The organism is Microbacterium sp. C448 (assembly GCF_000582705.2).
Classification (GTDB): domain Bacteria; phylum Actinomycetota; class Actinomycetes; order Actinomycetales; family Microbacteriaceae; genus Microbacterium; species Microbacterium lacus_A.
The window spans coordinates 1-15,983 of sequence record NZ_HG779615.1 but is presented as its reverse complement, the minus strand read 5'-3'; the positions used below and the strand labels follow the sequence as shown (position 1 = coordinate 15,983).

Below are 15,983 nucleotides of genomic sequence, written 5' to 3'. Positions count from 1 at the left end.
CGAGGCGGGGGAGGGCACGGTATGACCGAAATCCTGCCCCCGGCACCGCAGACTTCGAGCCTTCGACGGCTGGTTCCCCGGATCTTCTCGCGTTCGACACGTCGCGGCGGGGTCGAACACCTCATCCGCACCGTGCGTGCCAACCACCCCAAGGGTGACTTCGCCCTCATCGAGCGCGCATACGTCGTCGCCGAGCGCGCGCATCAGGGCCAGCTGCGCCAGAGCGGCGAGCCGTACATCACGCATCCGGTCGCGGTGTCGCAGATCCTCGCCGAGCTCGGCCTCGGTCCGAAGGCGATCGCTGCCGCGCTCCTGCACGACACCGTCGAAGACACCGCGTACAGCCTCGATCAGCTCTCGGCCGACTTCGGCGACGAAGTCTCGATGCTCGTCGACGGCGTCACCAAGCTCGACAAGGTCAAGTACGGCGATGCGGCGCAGGCCGAGACCGTCCGCAAGATGATTGTGGCGATGTCGAAGGACATCCGGGTGCTCGTCATCAAGCTGGCCGACCGCCTGCACAACGCGCGCACCTGGGGTTTCGTGCCGCCCGAGAAGGCGCAGAAGAAGGCCACCGAGACCCTCGAGATCTACGCCCCGCTGGCGCACCGGCTCGGTATCCAGGCCATCAAGGCCGAACTCGAAGACCTGTCGTTCGCGGTGCTGCATCCCAAGCTCTACGCCGAGATCGAAAGCCTCGTCAAGCAGCGCACACCACAGCGCGAAGAGTACGTCGACAACGTCATCGGCTCGGTCGAGGAAGACCTGCGAGAACTGCGGATCCGCGGACGAGTCGCGGGACGCCCGAAGCAGCTCTATTCGGTGTACCAGAAGATGGTCGTTCGCGGACGTGAGTTCGACGACATCTACGATCTGATCGGCATCCGCGTCCTCGTCTCGACGGTGCGGGACTGCTACGCGGTGCTCGGTGCCATCCACGCGCGGTGGACGCCGATCCCGGGGCGTTTCAAGGATTACATCGCGACCCCGAAGTTCAATCTCTACCAGTCGCTCCACACGACCGTTATCGGTCCCGGTGGTCGCACGGTCGAGATCCAGATCCGTACGAACGAGATGCACCAGCAGGCCGAATACGGTGTTGCGGCGCACTGGAAGTACAAGGAGCGCATCAACGGGGGCAAGACCGACCCGAAGGCCCAGGACGCCGATATGGCGTGGCTCGCTCATATCTCGGACTGGCAAGCCGAAACGGCCGATCCGGGCGAGTTCCTCGACTCCCTGCGCTACGAGATCGGCGCGAAAGAGGTCTACGTCTTCACGCCGAAGGGTCGCGTCATCGGTCTGCCGGCCGAGGCGACGCCGGTCGACTTCGCCTACGCCGTGCACACCGAGGTCGGTCACCGCACCATGGGCGCGAAGGTGAACGGCCGACTCGTACCCCTCGACTCCTCTCTGTCGTCCGGCGATGTCGTCGAGGTGTTCACGTCCAAGAACCCCGACGCGGGACCAAGCCAGGACTGGCTGAGCTTCGTCAAGAGCACGCGTGCGCGCAACAAGATTCGCGGATGGTTCACGAAGGAGCGCCGCGAAGAGGCGGTCGAACAGGGCAAGGAAGCCATCGCGCGCGCTATGCGCCGGCAGAACCTGCCCCTGCAACGCCTGATGAGCCAGGATTCGTTCGGCGAAGTCGCGCACCAACTGCGTTATGAGGATGTCTCGGCCCTCTACGCCGCGGTCGGCGAGGGGCACGTTTCGACGCAATCCGTCATCGAGAAGGTCACAGCCCTCGTCGCGACAGAAGAGGACACCTCGACAGGCCCCGTCGAGCTACCGCATCTCGGTCGGCCGCGTACGCCGCGGTCGAACGACACGGGCGTGCTCGTGCGCGGTGCCGCCGACATCCTGGTCAAACTGGCCAAGTGCTGCACGCCCGTGCCCGGAGACGACATCGTCGGCTTCGTGACCCGGGGCAGCGGGGTGTCGGTGCATCGAGCCGACTGCCCCAATGTCGAAGCGCTGACCTCGGATCCCGAACGCATGATCGAGGTCTCGTGGGGGTCCGCCCCGAAGGGCATCTTCCTCGTGCAGATCCAGGTCGAGGCACTGGACCGCTCCGGTCTGCTCTCAGACGTCACACGTGTGCTCACCGAGCATCACGTGAACATCCTGTCGGCGACGGTTGCGACGACGGACGAGCGGCTCGCGCTCAGCAAATTCGTCTTCGAGATGGGCGACATCGTGCACCTCGATCGTGTGCTGAATGCCGTGCGCAGGATCGACGCCGTCTACGACGTCTACCGCGTCACGACCGGTTGACGAGGCAGGCTAGCCGCCCGCTCACGGGTCCCCTCGAGGTGACGGGCGATTTCCCGCCGCGCGTGCTTCGAACCCGGAAGACGCTTGACGGAATCCATTCGCGTGATCGCCTCCCGAGGATCTACCAGGCCTGCCTCGATCAGCGCGACGACGACGGCGGTGGCGCGCTCGCGATGTTCGGGCTCGCGGATGCGCCGGGCGACATCGATCACGGTGCGTAGCGGTGACGTGACGAGCACGCCCTCGACATCCGCCACGTCCTGCTCTTCGACGCCCACGTCGTGGAAGATCGCCCGCCGGTCGATGAGGTTTCCGATTCGATGCGCGGCGCCGCGCATGACGCTGTGCCGCGACGGTGGGTCCGGGAGGGCGCCGTAGACCCAGGCGGCACTCCACAGGCCGACCACGAGGCGGGACCCGCAGATCGACCGCAACGACGCTGCGCGCGTGGCTGTGCTCTCGATGGCGTCCGCAGGCATGTACCCCTCGCCGATTTCGACGACGTCGCCGTCGAGCCGAGCGGCGGAGAGTTCGGCTACCGAGAGCCGCTCACCGGGAAGGTAGATCAGAGGCCAGAGCATGCGATCGATTGAATCGCACGCCCCGTGTGCCCACGGCTGATGCGAGCACATCTGTGGACAAGCTCTGCCCGGCTCTAGCCGTCGACGACCTTGAGCCACGCGCGGCGCGTGTCGAGGTCGGCGGAGATCCGCTTCACGGCCGAACTGTCACCCTTCGCGGTCGCGGCGGCAAGTTCGGCCTCGAGCTTGTCGATGGCATCGGCGAGCTGACGTGCCATGTCGCCCGCGCGGGCCTTCGTCTCGGGGTTGTTGCGCTTCCAGTCGACCTCTTCGCGCGCCTTGAGGGCCTGCTCGATCTTGCGCATCGCGTCGTCGAGGGAGCGATCGCGCTCACGCGGCGATACGCGCCCGATCTCGTCCCAGCGGCGCTGAATCGAGGCCAGGAGCGAACGCGCGGCCGTTAGGTCGCGTTCGTCGGCAACTGCCGCGGCCTCTGAGAGCAGGGCCTGCTTGGCCTCGATCTTGGGCTCGGACTCGGCGACCTCCGCGGCCTCCTTCTCGGCGCGCGTGGCGTACAGCGCGTCGCCCGCGGCCTTGAACTTGGCCCAGAGCGAGTCATCCACCTTTTTGCCGGCCCGGCCGGCGGCCTTCCACTCATCCAGCAGAGCGCGGTACAGCGGAATGCCGTCTTCGCCCTTGGGGAGGAGTGCCTCGGCACGTTCGACCAGGCGAGCCTTGCGGTCGCGGGCGCCCTTGTGGGTCTCGTCCAGCTCGGCGAAGAATTCGCGTCGGTGCTTCTCGACCGTGGCACGGGCGTCGCGGAATCGCTTCCACAGCTCCTGCGATTCGCGCTTGGGCAGGCGCGGTCCGTTCTGCTGGTGCGCCTGCCAGGACTCGAACAGGTCGTTCAGCTCCTGCGTCGCCTGCTTCCACTGCACGGACTTGGGATCGCGCGCGGCGAGGGCCTCGGCCTTCACGACCAGCTCGGTGCGCTCCACGACGGCGGCGTTGACCGCCTCCTTGGCAGCGGCGGCTTCCGTGGCGGTGGCGGCGCTCAGCGTCTCGAGGATGGCATCAACACGACCCATGAGGTTCGCGAGGTTCCCGACCGCCGAGGCGCCGTCGATTTCGGCGCGCAGGTGCTTGGCCGCGGTGGTCAGGTCGGATGCAGAAGCCCCGCCGCCACGCTGACGCTGCTCCAGCAGGCGGACCTTGTCGGCCAGGTCGCTGAACTTACGGGCGAAGTAGGCGAGCGCCTCGTCGGGGGTGCCGTCGGGATACTGACCGACGACGCGCCAGCTGTCGGTGCCGTCTACGGCAGAGACCTCGCGGACGGAGACGGTGCCGTCGTCGTCGACGCGGCCCCACGCCAGGTCGGGGGCGGAAGCAGGCTCGGGGGACACGGTGCACCTCTTGCTGTGGGGGGCGGAAACTCCCCCAGCCTAGTACGACGCTCCGTGCGGGCTAGGGGGTGGTCGTCGGGCCGGGAACCGGATCGGACGACACGCTGGGCGTCGGGGAGGGCGAGATCTCGGGTACAGGGGCGCCGGGGCCGGCCCCGTAGTACGCGAACTGACCGCCGATGGCGGCGAGGATGACGATGCCGCCGACCACCGACGCCACGATCGTGTCGCGCCGGCGACGCGTGAGTTGCGACGCGCGCAACTCCAGGCGTGCCTGGTAGACGCGTGCTCGCTCGCGCTCTGCGCGGTCTTTATCCGGCTTGGCCATCCGTTAGCTCCTGAGGTCGATCGCCTGAACTCTACGCAGGAGCGCTATGGGCGACCAAACTGGCGCCCGAGCCCCCGCGAGTGGACGCAACATGCCGTGTCGTATGGATGTGGAACGGCTTGTTGCGTCCACTCGGTGGGAGGGGCGGGGTGACGAGGGTCGGGGGATGACGAGTGAGTCGCTATGTAGGAGCCCCGACTAGCCTGGGACGGTGACGGGTACGCAAGCGCTGTTCCAGGGGTCGACACCCCTGGCGGTCCGCATGCGTCCGTCTTCCCTCGACGAGATCGCGGGCCAGGAGCACCTGCTGCGGCCCGGTTCGCCTCTCGTCGCGCTGGCAGACCCGAATCGGGCGTCGACCGGCGCCGTTTCGGTGATCCTGTGGGGCCCGCCGGGTACCGGCAAGACGACGCTCGCGCAGGCGATCGCGCGGTCGTCGGGTCGTCGCTTCGTCGAGCTGTCCGCGGTGACCGCCGGTGTGAAGGATGTTCGCGAGGTCATGCAAGAGGCGCTCACGCAGCGCGATCTGTATGGAACCTCGACCATCCTGTTTCTGGATGAGATCCACCGCTTCACCAAGGCGCAGCAAGATGCGTTGTTGCCCGGCGTCGAGAACGGCTGGGTTGTACTGATCGCCGCGACGACCGAGAACCCGTCGTTCTCGGTCGTGTCGCCTCTGCTTTCGCGCTCGCTCCTGCTCACTCTCCGCCCGCTGTCGGACGAGGAGTTGGGATCGCTGCTCGATCGGGCGGTGACCGATGCGCGGGGCCTGGCCGGGGCGGTCACTGTCGATCCGGCCGCACGCGCTGCGCTCGTCCGACTGTCATCCGGCGATGCGCGGCGTGCACTGACCGCGCTCGAGGCCGCGGCGTCGATGGTGGGCGCGGTTCATGACGTGCGGACGGATGACGAGCTCGATGTCGACGGTGGGGAAGACGAAGACGGCGATCTGCCCGTCATCACCGATGACGTCGTCGCGCAAGCCGTCGACCGGGCCCTGCTGCGGTACGACCGACAGGGCGACGAGCACTACGACGTCATCAGCGCATTCATCAAATCCATCCGCGGATCGGATGTGGATGCCTCGCTGCACTACCTGGCCCGCATGATCGAGGCGGGGGAGGACCCGCGGTTCATCGCGCGGCGTCTGATCATCTCTGCGGCCGAAGACATCGGGCTCGCCGACCCACAAGCCCTGCCGATGGCGGTGGCTGCTGCCGACGCGGTTCAGTTCATCGGCATGCCCGAGGGGCGCATTCCGCTCGCTGAGGCGACCGCGTATCTGGCGACCGCTGCGAAGTCCAACGCGGCCTACGTGGCGATAGACAAGGCCATCGCCGATGTTCGCGGCGGACGTGCTGGCACCGTGCCTCTGCATTTGCGCGACGCGCACTACGCGGGAGCCAAGCGGCTCGGACATGGCAAGGGATACGTCTACCCGCACGACACGGAGGTCGGTGTCGCCACACAGCAGTACCTGCCCGACCCCCTGCGCGGCGTCCGCTATTACGAGCCGACCCCACGGGGTGCCGAACGAGACATCCGGACCCGCCTCGACAAGATCCGCCGAATCCTGGGCTCAGAAGACTGACGTGCTAGGATCTTCCCTGGCCTAGTTTCTGTCGAGCGTGCGGCTGCGCGAGAAGAAGCGACGGGTGTCGTCCTGTAGCCGGACGCCCCTGGCACACCCCTCTTCACTTCCCTCGGTCCGCTGCGCGCGAGCCGGGGTATTCCACGTTCGTACGTCCCGAAAGGTAAACGTGTCCACTAAGTCACGGACCCGCAGCAAGACCCGCCTGTCCCGCGCGCTCGGCATCGCCCTCACTCCGAAGGCCGCCAAGTTCCTCGAGAAGCGTCCCTACGCCCCGGGCGAGCACGGCCGCTCCAAGCGCAAGCAGGACAGCGACTACGCCGTCCGCCTCCGGGAGAAGCAGCGTCTTCGCGCCCAGTACGGCATCCGCGAGGCGCAGATGCGCAACACGTTCAACGAGGCACGCCGCCAGTCCGGCCTGACCGGTGAGAACCTGGTCGAGCTGCTCGAGCAGCGTCTCGACGCGCTCGTCGTGCGCTCTGGCTTCGCCCGCACCACGGCGCAGGCCCGCCAGCTCGTCGTGCACCGTCACATCCTGGTCGACGGCCAGCTCGTCGACCGCCCGTCCTTCCGCGTGAAGCCGGGTCAGATGATCCACGTCAAGCCGAAGAGCGAGGGCACCGAGCCGTTCCAGGTCGCCGCCGCCGGTGGTCACGCCGACGTTCTGCCCCCGGTTCCGGGCTACCTCGAGGTCGACCTGTCGACGCTCCAGGCCCGCCTGGTCCGTCGCCCGAAGCGTGCCGAGGTTCCGGTCACGTGCGAGGTCCAGCTCGTCGTCGAGTACTACGCGGCGCGCTAAGCACTGCGATTTCACCGAAGGGCGTCCGATCCGCGAGGATCCGGGCGCCCTTCGTCGTCGGACACTACGATGGACGGATGCCGCGCGTGCGGTTCATGAGTGCGAGGAAGTGGTGACATGAAGAGCCTGCTCTGGTTCCTGATCGGTATCGTCGGCGGTTTCGCCGCTGCCCACGTGATCAACAAGAATCCGACCGGCCACGAGGTCCTCGCCGAGGTCGACGCGCGCATCGGTGAGTTCACCGATCGCATCGGCGAGGCGTACCGGGGTCAAGAGGCGAAGCTCGACGATTTCGTCAGCGGAGCACGGGATGTAGCGGCCGGCGCCGTATCCGCCGTCTCGGATGCTGCCGCTTCCACGAAGGCCGCCGCATCGGACGCGGTCTCGGATGCTGCCGGGACCGTCTCGGACGCCGTGACCGACACCGCCGAGTCGGCCAAGGACTGACCCCAACCGTTTTCGCGGCCGCCCTCGCCGGGTGGCCGGTTACTCACGCGCTTACCCCTGCGAGGAATCCCGCTCATGAAGACCGCCGAGATCGCTCAGCGTTACCTCGACTATTTCGAGAAGAACGGTCACGTGATCGTGCCGAGCGCCTCGCTCGTTACGGACGACCCAGCGCTGCTGTTCACGGTCGCCGGCATGGTTCCGTTCATCCCGTACCTGAGTGGTGACGTTCCGGCCCCGTACAAGCGCGCCGCCGACGTACAGAAGTGCATCCGCACGCTCGATATCGAAGAGGTCGGTCACACACCGCGGCACGGCACCTTCTTCCAGATGCTCGGCAACTGGTCGTTTGGCGATTACTTCAAGGAAGGCGCGATCCGCTTCGCGTGGGAGCTGCTCACGACTCCGGATGCCGAAGGTGGCCTGGGGTTCGATCCGAAGGACCTGTGGGTCACGGTTTACGAAGAAGACGACGAGGCCCACGACCTCTGGCGCTCGTTGACGGATCTGCCGGAGGAGCGCATCCAGCGCCTCGGCAAAGACACGAATTACTGGTCGACGGGCCTTCCGGGCCCCGCCGGTCCGTGTTCCGAGATCTTCTTCGACCGTGGTCCCGCGTACGGCATCGATGGGGGGCCCGCCACGGACGACGATCGCTACGTCGAGATCTGGAACCTCGTCTTCATGCAGTACGAGATCACCAACGTGCAGTCGAAGTACGTCTTCGACATCGTCGGAGAGCTGCCGAACAAGAACATCGACACCGGCATGGGGCTCGAGCGCGTCGCGTTCATCAAGCAGGGCGTCGACAACATGTACGAGACGGACCAGGTGCGTCCCGTTCTCGACCGGGCCGTCGCGCTCTCGGGCCGCACGTACGGGGCGGATCACCAGGACGACATCCGCTTCCGCGTCGTGGCCGATCACGTGCGCTCGTCGCTCATGCTGCTCTCGGACGGCGTGACCCCCTCGAACGAGGGCCGGGGCTACATCCTTCGCCGCCTCATGCGTCGAGCGATTCGTTCCATGCGCCTGCTGGGTGTGGACGGTCCGACATTCGCGGAGCTGTTCGCCGAGTCCCGCGACGCCATGAAGGAGTCGTACCCGATCGTCGCGACGGATTACCCGCGCATCGAGCAGTACGCCCTTGCGGAAGAGGCGACCTTCCTGCGAACGCTCGCTGCGGGTTCGAGCCTGCTGGATGACTCGGTCGTTCAGATGAAGGATGCCGGGGGCACGACGATCTCCGGATCCGAGGCGTTCCTGCTGCACGACACCTACGGGTTCCCGATCGACCTGACTCTGGAGATCGCCCAGGAAGCGGGTCTGTCGGTCGACCGCGACGCCTTCGACGCCCTCATGCTCGAGCAGCGCACCCGTGCAAAGGCAGACGCGAAGTCGCGCAAGCGGCAACTCGCCGACACGAGCATCTATCGCGAGATGCGAGCGCTCGGAGAAACCGCGTTCACGGGCTACACGGATCTCGAGACGGAGTCGCGCGTGCTCGGGCTGCTGGTCGACGGTCTTCCCGCAGACCGCGCCAGCGCGGGCCAGATCGCCGAGGTGTTTCTTGCCGAGACGGCGCTCTACGCCGAGTCGGGTGGGCAGGTTGCCGACAAGGGCGTGATTGTCGGTCCAGGCTACGAGCTCGAGGTCCTGGACGTTCAGCGGCCCGTGCCCGGCCTCATCAGCCACACGGTCGAGGTGACGACGGGTGAGGTTGGTGTCGGCCAGCCCGCGACCACTGTCGTCGATGCCCTCAACCGACGCGCGGCGCAGCAGGCGCACTCCGCGACGCACCTGATCCACGCGGCCCTGCGGGACACCCTCGGGTCGTCGGCGACGCAGACCGGATCGCTCAACCGTGCCGGCTACCTCCGTTTCGACTTCGCGTGGGGGCAGGCGCTGTCCGACGCGACCAAGTCTGAGATCGAAGAGATCGCCAACAACGCGGTGCGCGACAACCTCGAAGTGTCGACCCGCGTTCTTTCGCTCGATGAGGCGAAAGCTGCCGGAGCGCAGGCGCTCTTCGGCGAGAAGTACGGCGACGTCGTGCGCATGGTCGACATCGGGGGGCCCTGGTCCCGCGAGCTCTGCGGTGGTACCCACGTGTCCACGAGCGCACAGATCGGCCTCATCAACCTCGTCGGGGAGCAGTCCGTCGGCGCATCCAACCGTCGCGTCGAGGCCCTCGTCGGTCTGGACGCGTTCCGGGAACTGGCGGCGGAGCGCGCGATCGTGTCTCAGCTCACGTCGACGCTCAAGACGCCGCGCGACCAGCTACCCGCCCGCATCACTGAGCTCACCGCGAGCCTCAAGGCGGCCGAGAAGAAGGTTGCGGCGTTCGAGACCCGCGCTCTCCGCGATCGCGTCCCGGCGCTTGCTCAGACGGCTTCGGCTGTCTCCGGCACCGCGCTCGTGGCCGAGTCCGTTGGAGCGGTGGCGTCGCAGGACGACCTCCGGCAACTCGTCACGGCCGTGCGTGATCGCCTGGGCACGGAGCCCGCGGTCGTCGCGCTCGGGGGCACCATTGACGGTCGTGCTGTCGTGATCGTGGCGACGAACGAGGCCGCCCGCACCGCGGGGGCGAAGGCGGGTGCCCTCGCGAAGGGTGCCGCTGCTGCTCTCGGCGGCGGTGGCGGCGGTCGAGACGACGTCGCGCAGGGCGGGGGCACGGATCCCGCGGCCATCCCGGCGGGTCTCGCCGCTGTCCGCTCTGCTCTCGAGGCGCTCACCGCGTGAGCAGCTTCCGACCGGGCGTGCGACTCGGAATCGACGTCGGCATGGCCCGAGTCGGTGTTGCGCGCTGTGACCGCGACGGCCTGCTTGCGACGCCGGTCGAAACCGTCCCGCGGGCGAGCGGTGATCCTATTGCGCGAGTCGTCGAGATCGCACGCGAACTCGACGCGGTCGAGATCGTGGTGGGCCTGCCGATCAGCCTCGCCGGACGGGAGACGGCGTCGACCGCCGACGCTCGCGAGTTCGCGGGGGCGGTGGCCGGGGCATCCGCTTTACCCGTCAGGCTGCTCGACGAACGCCTGACGACCGTGACGGCGAACGATGCCCTCCGCCGTTCCGGGCGCTCCCAGCGAGGTTCACGTAGCATTGTGGACCAGGTCGCCGCGGTCGTGCTCCTGCAGCAAGCTCTCGATGTCGAGAAGCGAACGGGGCTTCCGGCCGGTCAACCCGTCCTGCCCGAGGAGTAGTTGATGTCCGACGACAAGCGTCCCGACGAGCATTCCGGTGATGACCGGCTCGCCGACCTGTTCGGGCGCCTGCCCGATCCGCGCAGACGCGCGGTCGACGACTCCGCGGCCCCGGCCGAGGAGAAGCCCACTACTCCGCCGCTGCCGGCGTCCTCGGCCGAGGACGCCGCTGCGCGTCAGGTCCCGCTTTCGCGCCGTGAGTTGCGCCAGCGCGCGACGGGTGAGAGCCCCACGGTCGCGTCTCCGGCTAGTCGGGGACAGGATGCTCCAGCACCGGCGCCGTCCACGCCGCCTGCACCAGCTGCGCCGAACGCAGCATCCGTGACGCCCGACCCCACCCCCGAACCCCGAGCAACGCCCCGTGCGCCGAGCGCGGCGGAGGTGATCCCGGGCGGTGTCGCCGCGGGCGCTGTGGCGGACTCGGAGCCGCAGCTGCGTCGCTCGGCCACGCCCACGCTCGAGGATGTCTCGCCCGAGGGTCGCGCGGCGTCGACTCCGACGCTCGACGAACTGTTCGCCGAGGAGAAACGTATCGTCCCGTCCAAGAAGGAGAAGCGCCGCAACCGTCGCATCGGCGGGTGGATCGCGCTCGGCGTGGTCGTTCTGCTGTTCGGCGGCATCGGCCTCGGCACGGCGTGGGCGTGGAGCAACTATGAGGGCCCCATCCGTGCCCTCATGGGCTGGGAAGAACCGCGCGACTACGAGGATGGCATCGCTGAGGGCGAGGCCCTCGTCACGATCGCCTCCGGCGACGGGGGACAGGCGATCTCGCAGAGTCTCTTCAACGCCGGCGTGACAAAAACCCCCGGCGCGTTCTATTCGTGGTTGCTCGAACTGGACGCGGTGCCCACCTTTTATCCCGGTGTGTACACGCTGCAGCAGAAGATGACGTCGGCCGCTGCTCTCGCGGCGCTCGAGAACCCCGAGAACAAGCTCGAGAACTCTGCACTCGTCCGCGAAGGATTGACGGTGGAGCAGACCCTGCCCATTCTGGCGGAGGGGATCGGCCTGCCGATCGAGGACTTCCAGGCCGCCATCGCAGATCCCGCTGCCTACGGCGTGGCCGCGTCGAGTCTTGAGGGGTGGCTGTTCCCGGCGCTGTACGAGTTTGATCCGGGAATCACCGCGACGCAGGTCATTCAGCGGATGGTGGACCGCACCGTGACCTCGCTGGATACCGCGGGCGTTCCCGTCGACGATCGCCAGCGCATCCTCACGATCGCCTCGATCATCCAGCGCGAGGCACGCGAGACCGATGATTTCTACAAGGTCTCTCGCGTCATCCAGAACCGCCTGCTGCCCGATAACCCCGAGACGTTCGGCAAGCTCCAGATGGACTCGACGGCGCAGTACGGCTACGGCGAGATGCACGACGGAACGGTGAGCTCGTCGGCAGAGGCCCTCGAAGACGACAATCCCTGGAACACGTACGTGGTCGAAGGGTTGCCGGTCGGACCGATCGCGAACCCGGGCGATGTCGCCATCGACGCGGCGATGAAACCGGTGGAAGGCACCTGGCTCTATTTCGTGACGGTCAATCTCGACACCGGCGAGACCGTGTTCACCGACACGTATGACGAGCACCTGCAGGCTGTCGATCAGTGGCAGCAGTGGTGCGCAGACAACCCTGACGGCGGTTGTTGACGTGACGGAGGTGCCGGGCCCCGCGGCTCTCGCCGTGTGGGGCAGCCCCGTCGCGCACAGTCGCTCGCCCGAGCTGCATGCCGCTGCATATGGCGTGCTCGATCTTCCGTGGAGTTACAGCCGACGCGAGGTCGACGCGGAGGGGTTCGACGCTGCTCTGGCGGGCCTAGGTCCGGAATGGCGGGGCCTCTCGCTGACGATGCCGCTCAAGGAGCGCGCCTTCGCGGCCGCGTCTCGTCGCGATCGGCGCGCCGAACTCACCGGCGCCGTGAACACGCTCCGACTGGGCCCCGACGCCGGACCGCACGGCGTCAACACGGACGTCGGGGGGCTGGTGGGCGCCTTGCGTGAGCTCGGCGTTTCGGCGCCGGATGTCGCACGCCTGATCGGCGCGGGGGCCACGGCATCCTCCGCGATCGTCGCGCTCGGAGAGCTCGGCACGCGACGGGTGGATGTCTGCGCCCGTCGTCTCGTATCGATTGCGCCGCTCGTCGATCTGGGCGACCGGATCGGCGTCGACGTGCATCCGTATCCCCTCGGGACGCCCCCGCACGCCGCCGCGGACGTGACCATCAGCACCCTGCCGGGCGGCACGGTGCTCGCGCCCGAACTCGTCGCGTCGGTGGCGGATGCGGGCGGCTCGCTTCTCGATGTTGCGTACAGCCCCTGGCCATCGGCTCTGGCCGAGGCATGGTCGACAGGCGGGGCCCGCGTGATGTCGGGACTCCCGATGCTGCTCCACCAGGCGCTTTTGCAGGTGCGCTTCTTCGTCTCGGGCGATGTCGAGGCCTCGTTGCCGGACGAGCACGCGGTGTTCGCCGCGATGCGCTCCGCGCTCATGGGAGACTAGGAGGATGCTCCGCGTCCTCACCGCCGGCGAATCGCACGGCCCCGAACTGATCGCCATCATGGAGGGTCTGCCCTCCGGCGTGCCCGTCTCATCCGAGGCGATCCAGGCCGACCTGCAACGCCGCAAGCTCGGCTACGGCCGCGGCTCGCGCATGAAGTTCGAGCAGGATGACCTCACGATCTCGGCTGGCGTTCGCCACGGCCTGAGCCTGGGCAGCCCGATCGCGCTTCGCGTCGGCAATACGGAATGGCCCAAGTGGGTCGAGGTCATGAGCGCCGAGCCGGTCGAGTTGACCGAGAAGTCTCGTGGACGAAGTGCGGCTCTCACGCGTCCGCGCCCGGGCCACGCCGATCTTGTCGGCATGCAGAAGTACGACTTCGACGAGGCACGTCCGATCCTCGAGCGGGCAAGTGCCCGCGAGACAGCGGCCCGGGTCGCGCTCGGTGCGGTCGCGCGCGCGTTCCTGGCCGAGCTCGGCATCCGTCTGGTCAGCCACACGCTGTCGATCGGTACCGTGCATGTACCGGATGGCGCCGCGCTACCCACGCCGGACGACGTGGACGCGCTCGACGCCGACGACCTGCGGTGCTTCGACGCCGAGACCTCGACGCGCATGGTCGCCGAGGTCGACGCCGCGCGCAAGGACGGCGACACTCTGGGTGGGATCGTCGAGGTCCTCGCCTACGGTCTGCCGCCGGGACTCGGGTCTCACGTGCACTGGGATCGACGGCTCGATGGCAAGCTCGCCCAGGCACTCATGAGCATCCAGGCGATCAAGGGCGTCGAGGTCGGCGACGGCTTCCTCACCACGACGCGCCGGGGCTCGGCCGCCCACGACGAGTTGTTCGCCACGACCGACGGCATCTCGCGATCGACCGATCGGGCGGGTGGAACCGAAGGCGGCATGTCGACCGGCACCGTGCTGCGCGTCAGCGCCGGCATGAAGCCCATCGCGACCGTGCCCCACGCGCTTCGCACGGTCGACGTCGCGACGGGTGACACGGCATCCGCGCACCACCAGCGCTCGGACGTCTGTGCTGTCCCGGCCGCGGGTGTCGTCGCCGAGGCGATGGTCGCCATCGTGCTCGCCGACGCCGTGCTCGAGAAGTTCGGCGGCGACAGTGTCGGCGAGACGCGTCGCAACCTCGACGGCTACCTCGCGGCTATCCCCGAGACGCTGCGCACGACGCCCGCGTCCGAGGCGGCACTCGTCGAGCATGAACTCTTCGGCTGACGCCCGGGCCATCGTCTTCATCGGCCCGATGGGTGCGGGCAAGACGAGCATCGGTCGCCGCGTCGCCCGCGCGCTGCATCTTCCGTTCGTCGACACCGACCGCGTGATCGTCCGCGATCACGGTCCCATCCCCGAGATCTTCACGATCCAGGGCGAGCCACGCTTCCGTGCGCTCGAGCGCGAGGCCGTGGCGGAGTCCCTCGGACACGGCGGGGTCATCTCACTGGGCGGGGGAGCGGTGCTCGATGCAGACACGCGGGCAGCGCTCGCGCCGCACCGCGTCGTGTACCTCACGGTTTCGCCCGAGACCGTTGCCTCGCGCATCCGCGACGCCAACCGGCCGCTTGTTGCGGGCGACGATCCGGTCGGCGCTTGGGAGCGGATCTACGCGGAGCGCCGCCCCCTCTACGAAGAGGTCGCCGACGTGACCTTCGACACATCCTCCGGGCCGATCACGCATGTCGCGACGGCCGTCCTGGACTGGCTGAAAGCAGACGAATGAACGACGTCACCACCATCACCGTCACCGGCGAGTCCAGCTACGACATCACGGTGGGCCGCGGCATCCTCGACCGTGTGAGCGCCGCGCTCGCGCCGACCGTCCGCAAGGTCCTCGTCGTGCACCCGCCGACGCTCGGAGCGCGCGCGGGTGAGCTGCGTCAGCAACTGATGGACGAGGGCGGTCGGGAAGTGTTGCTCGCCGAGATTCCGGATGCCGAGCAGGGCAAGCGCGTCGAGGTCGCGGCGTTCTGCTGGCAGATCATGGGCCAGGCCGACTTCACACGAACCGACGCGGTTGTCGGCTTCGGAGGCGGGGCCGTGACCGACCTGGCGGGCTTCGTCGCCGCGACCTGGCTGCGCGGCGTCGACCTGGTGCAGGTGCCGACGACCGTGCTCGGCATGGTCGATGCGGCCGTCGGAGGCAAGACCGGCATCAACACGGCCGAGGGCAAGAACCTGGTGGGAGCGTTCTGGGCCCCGCGCGCCGTGATCTGCGACCTGGACCTGCTCGAATCGCTGCCGAAGAATGAGGCCGTCGCCGGGTTCGCCGAGGTCGTCAAGGCCGGCTTCATCTGGCACCCGCAGATCCTTGACGCGATCGAGGCAGACCCCACCGCGGCAACAAATGTCACGAGCCCCGTCTTCCGCGAGTGCGTCGAACTCGCGATCGGGATGAAGGCCCGTGTCGTGAGCGAGGACTTCCATGAGTCTGGCCTGCGCGAGGTCCTGAACTACGGTCACACACTCGGCCACGCGATCGAGCACGCAGAACGCTATCGCTGGCGCCACGGCGCCGCGATCTCGGTCGGTATGGTCTTCGCCGCCGAGCTGTCACGCCTGGCGGGACGCTTGCCGGATGCGGCGGCTGCGCGTCACCGCGACATCCTGGAACTCCTCGGCCTTCCCACCACCTACCGGGCGGGAGCGTGGCCGACTCTGCTCGCGTCGATGCAGCGCGATAAGAAGAGCCGCGCCGGGCTGTTGCGCTTCATCGTTCTGGACGACATCGCGCGCCCCACCGTCTTGCAGGCGCCGGATGACTCGCTCCTGTTCGCCGCGTACCAGGAGGTCGCGGGCGGCTGAGTTGCCCGTGGCCGGGCGATGCGGGGCACCTGGGATGCAACGGGGCAGGTTTCACCGTGCCCCGTTGCGCTTAACCTCGATCCACCGATGAGCCTTCGG

At 68.0% G+C, this 15,983-nt stretch carries 14 protein-coding genes; 11 read left to right on the top strand and 3 right to left on the bottom strand.

Going from position 1 to position 15,983, the window contains the following annotated elements; all coding sequences use genetic code 11:
* Nucleotides 1–21: 21 nt before the first annotated feature.
* Complete coding sequence (locus tag MIC448_RS03365; protein WP_036296071.1) at nt 22–2,277, top strand: bifunctional (p)ppGpp synthetase/guanosine-3',5'-bis(diphosphate) 3'-pyrophosphohydrolase; 2,256 nt, start codon at nt 22–24, stop codon at nt 2,275–2,277.
* Here MIC448_RS03365 and MIC448_RS03360 read toward each other — a convergent pair.
* From MIC448_RS03360 to MIC448_RS03350, 3 genes are all read right to left on the bottom strand, one after another.
* Nucleotides 2,256–2,858: a type IV toxin-antitoxin system AbiEi family antitoxin gene (locus MIC448_RS03360; RefSeq protein ID WP_036296068.1), complete on the bottom strand. Its 603-nt coding sequence runs from the start codon at nt 2,856–2,858 to the stop codon at nt 2,256–2,258. The two genes, MIC448_RS03365 and MIC448_RS03360, sit on opposite strands and share 22 nt — an antisense overlap.
* 74 nt (nt 2,859–2,932) lie before the next feature.
* Nucleotides 2,933–4,201: a DUF349 domain-containing protein gene (locus MIC448_RS03355; protein WP_051513057.1), complete on the bottom strand. Its 1,269-nt coding sequence runs from the start codon at nt 4,199–4,201 to the stop codon at nt 2,933–2,935.
* A 61-nt stretch (nt 4,202–4,262) separates the two neighbouring features.
* Nucleotides 4,263–4,529 (bottom strand): hypothetical protein, encoded by a 267-nt coding sequence (locus MIC448_RS03350; protein ID WP_036296065.1) that lies wholly within the window; start codon nt 4,527–4,529, stop codon nt 4,263–4,265.
* A 211-nt stretch (nt 4,530–4,740) separates the two neighbouring features.
* On the opposite strand from MIC448_RS03350, the gene MIC448_RS03345 reads away from it, so the two are divergent.
* The 10 genes from MIC448_RS03345 (at nt 4,741) to aroB (ending at nt 15,884) form a co-directional block, all read left to right on the top strand.
* Nucleotides 4,741–6,120 carry a replication-associated recombination protein A gene (locus MIC448_RS03345; protein WP_144237971.1) on the top strand — a complete coding sequence of 460 codons (1,380 nt, stop codon included), beginning with the start codon at nt 4,741–4,743 and terminating at the stop codon, nt 6,118–6,120.
* Between the two features lie 169 nt (nt 6,121–6,289).
* Nucleotides 6,290–6,919, top strand: coding sequence for a 30S ribosomal protein S4 (gene rpsD, locus MIC448_RS03340; protein ID WP_036296063.1), 630 nt, complete (start codon nt 6,290–6,292; stop codon nt 6,917–6,919).
* A 117-nt stretch (nt 6,920–7,036) separates the two neighbouring features.
* The gene (locus MIC448_RS03335; protein WP_036296061.1) at nt 7,037–7,366 is read left to right on the top strand and encodes a hypothetical protein; all 330 of its coding nucleotides are present in this window, start codon (nt 7,037–7,039) and stop codon (nt 7,364–7,366) included.
* A gap of 75 nt (nt 7,367–7,441) precedes the next feature.
* Nucleotides 7,442–10,108, top strand: coding sequence for an alanine--tRNA ligase (gene alaS, locus MIC448_RS03330; RefSeq protein WP_036296057.1), 2,667 nt, complete (start codon nt 7,442–7,444; stop codon nt 10,106–10,108).
* Nucleotides 10,105–10,572, top strand: a complete 468-nt coding sequence (gene ruvX / locus MIC448_RS03325; protein WP_036296053.1) for a Holliday junction resolvase RuvX — start codon at nt 10,105–10,107, stop codon at nt 10,570–10,572. The genes alaS and ruvX overlap by 4 nt, the downstream gene beginning before the upstream one ends.
* A gap of 3 nt (nt 10,573–10,575) precedes the next feature.
* The gene (mltG, locus tag MIC448_RS03320; protein WP_081766162.1) at nt 10,576–12,216 is read left to right on the top strand and encodes an endolytic transglycosylase MltG; all 1,641 of its coding nucleotides are present in this window, start codon (nt 10,576–10,578) and stop codon (nt 12,214–12,216) included.
* Nucleotide 12,217: 1 nt separating this feature from the next.
* Complete coding sequence (locus MIC448_RS03315) at nt 12,218–13,066, top strand: shikimate dehydrogenase (RefSeq protein ID WP_036296050.1); 849 nt, start codon at nt 12,218–12,220, stop codon at nt 13,064–13,066.
* Between the two features lie 4 nt (nt 13,067–13,070).
* On the top strand, nt 13,071–14,300 hold the full coding sequence (aroC, locus tag MIC448_RS03310) for a chorismate synthase (protein WP_036296048.1): 1,230 nt from the start codon (nt 13,071–13,073) through the stop codon (nt 14,298–14,300).
* Nucleotides 14,284–14,802, top strand: coding sequence for a shikimate kinase (locus MIC448_RS03305; RefSeq protein ID WP_036296045.1), 519 nt, complete (start codon nt 14,284–14,286; stop codon nt 14,800–14,802). Before aroC ends, MIC448_RS03305 begins: the two co-directional genes overlap by 17 nt.
* Nucleotides 14,799–15,884: a 3-dehydroquinate synthase gene (aroB, locus tag MIC448_RS03300; protein WP_036296043.1), complete on the top strand. Its 1,086-nt coding sequence runs from the start codon at nt 14,799–14,801 to the stop codon at nt 15,882–15,884. The genes MIC448_RS03305 and aroB overlap by 4 nt, the downstream gene beginning before the upstream one ends.
* Nucleotides 15,885–15,983: the final 99 nt, after the last annotated feature.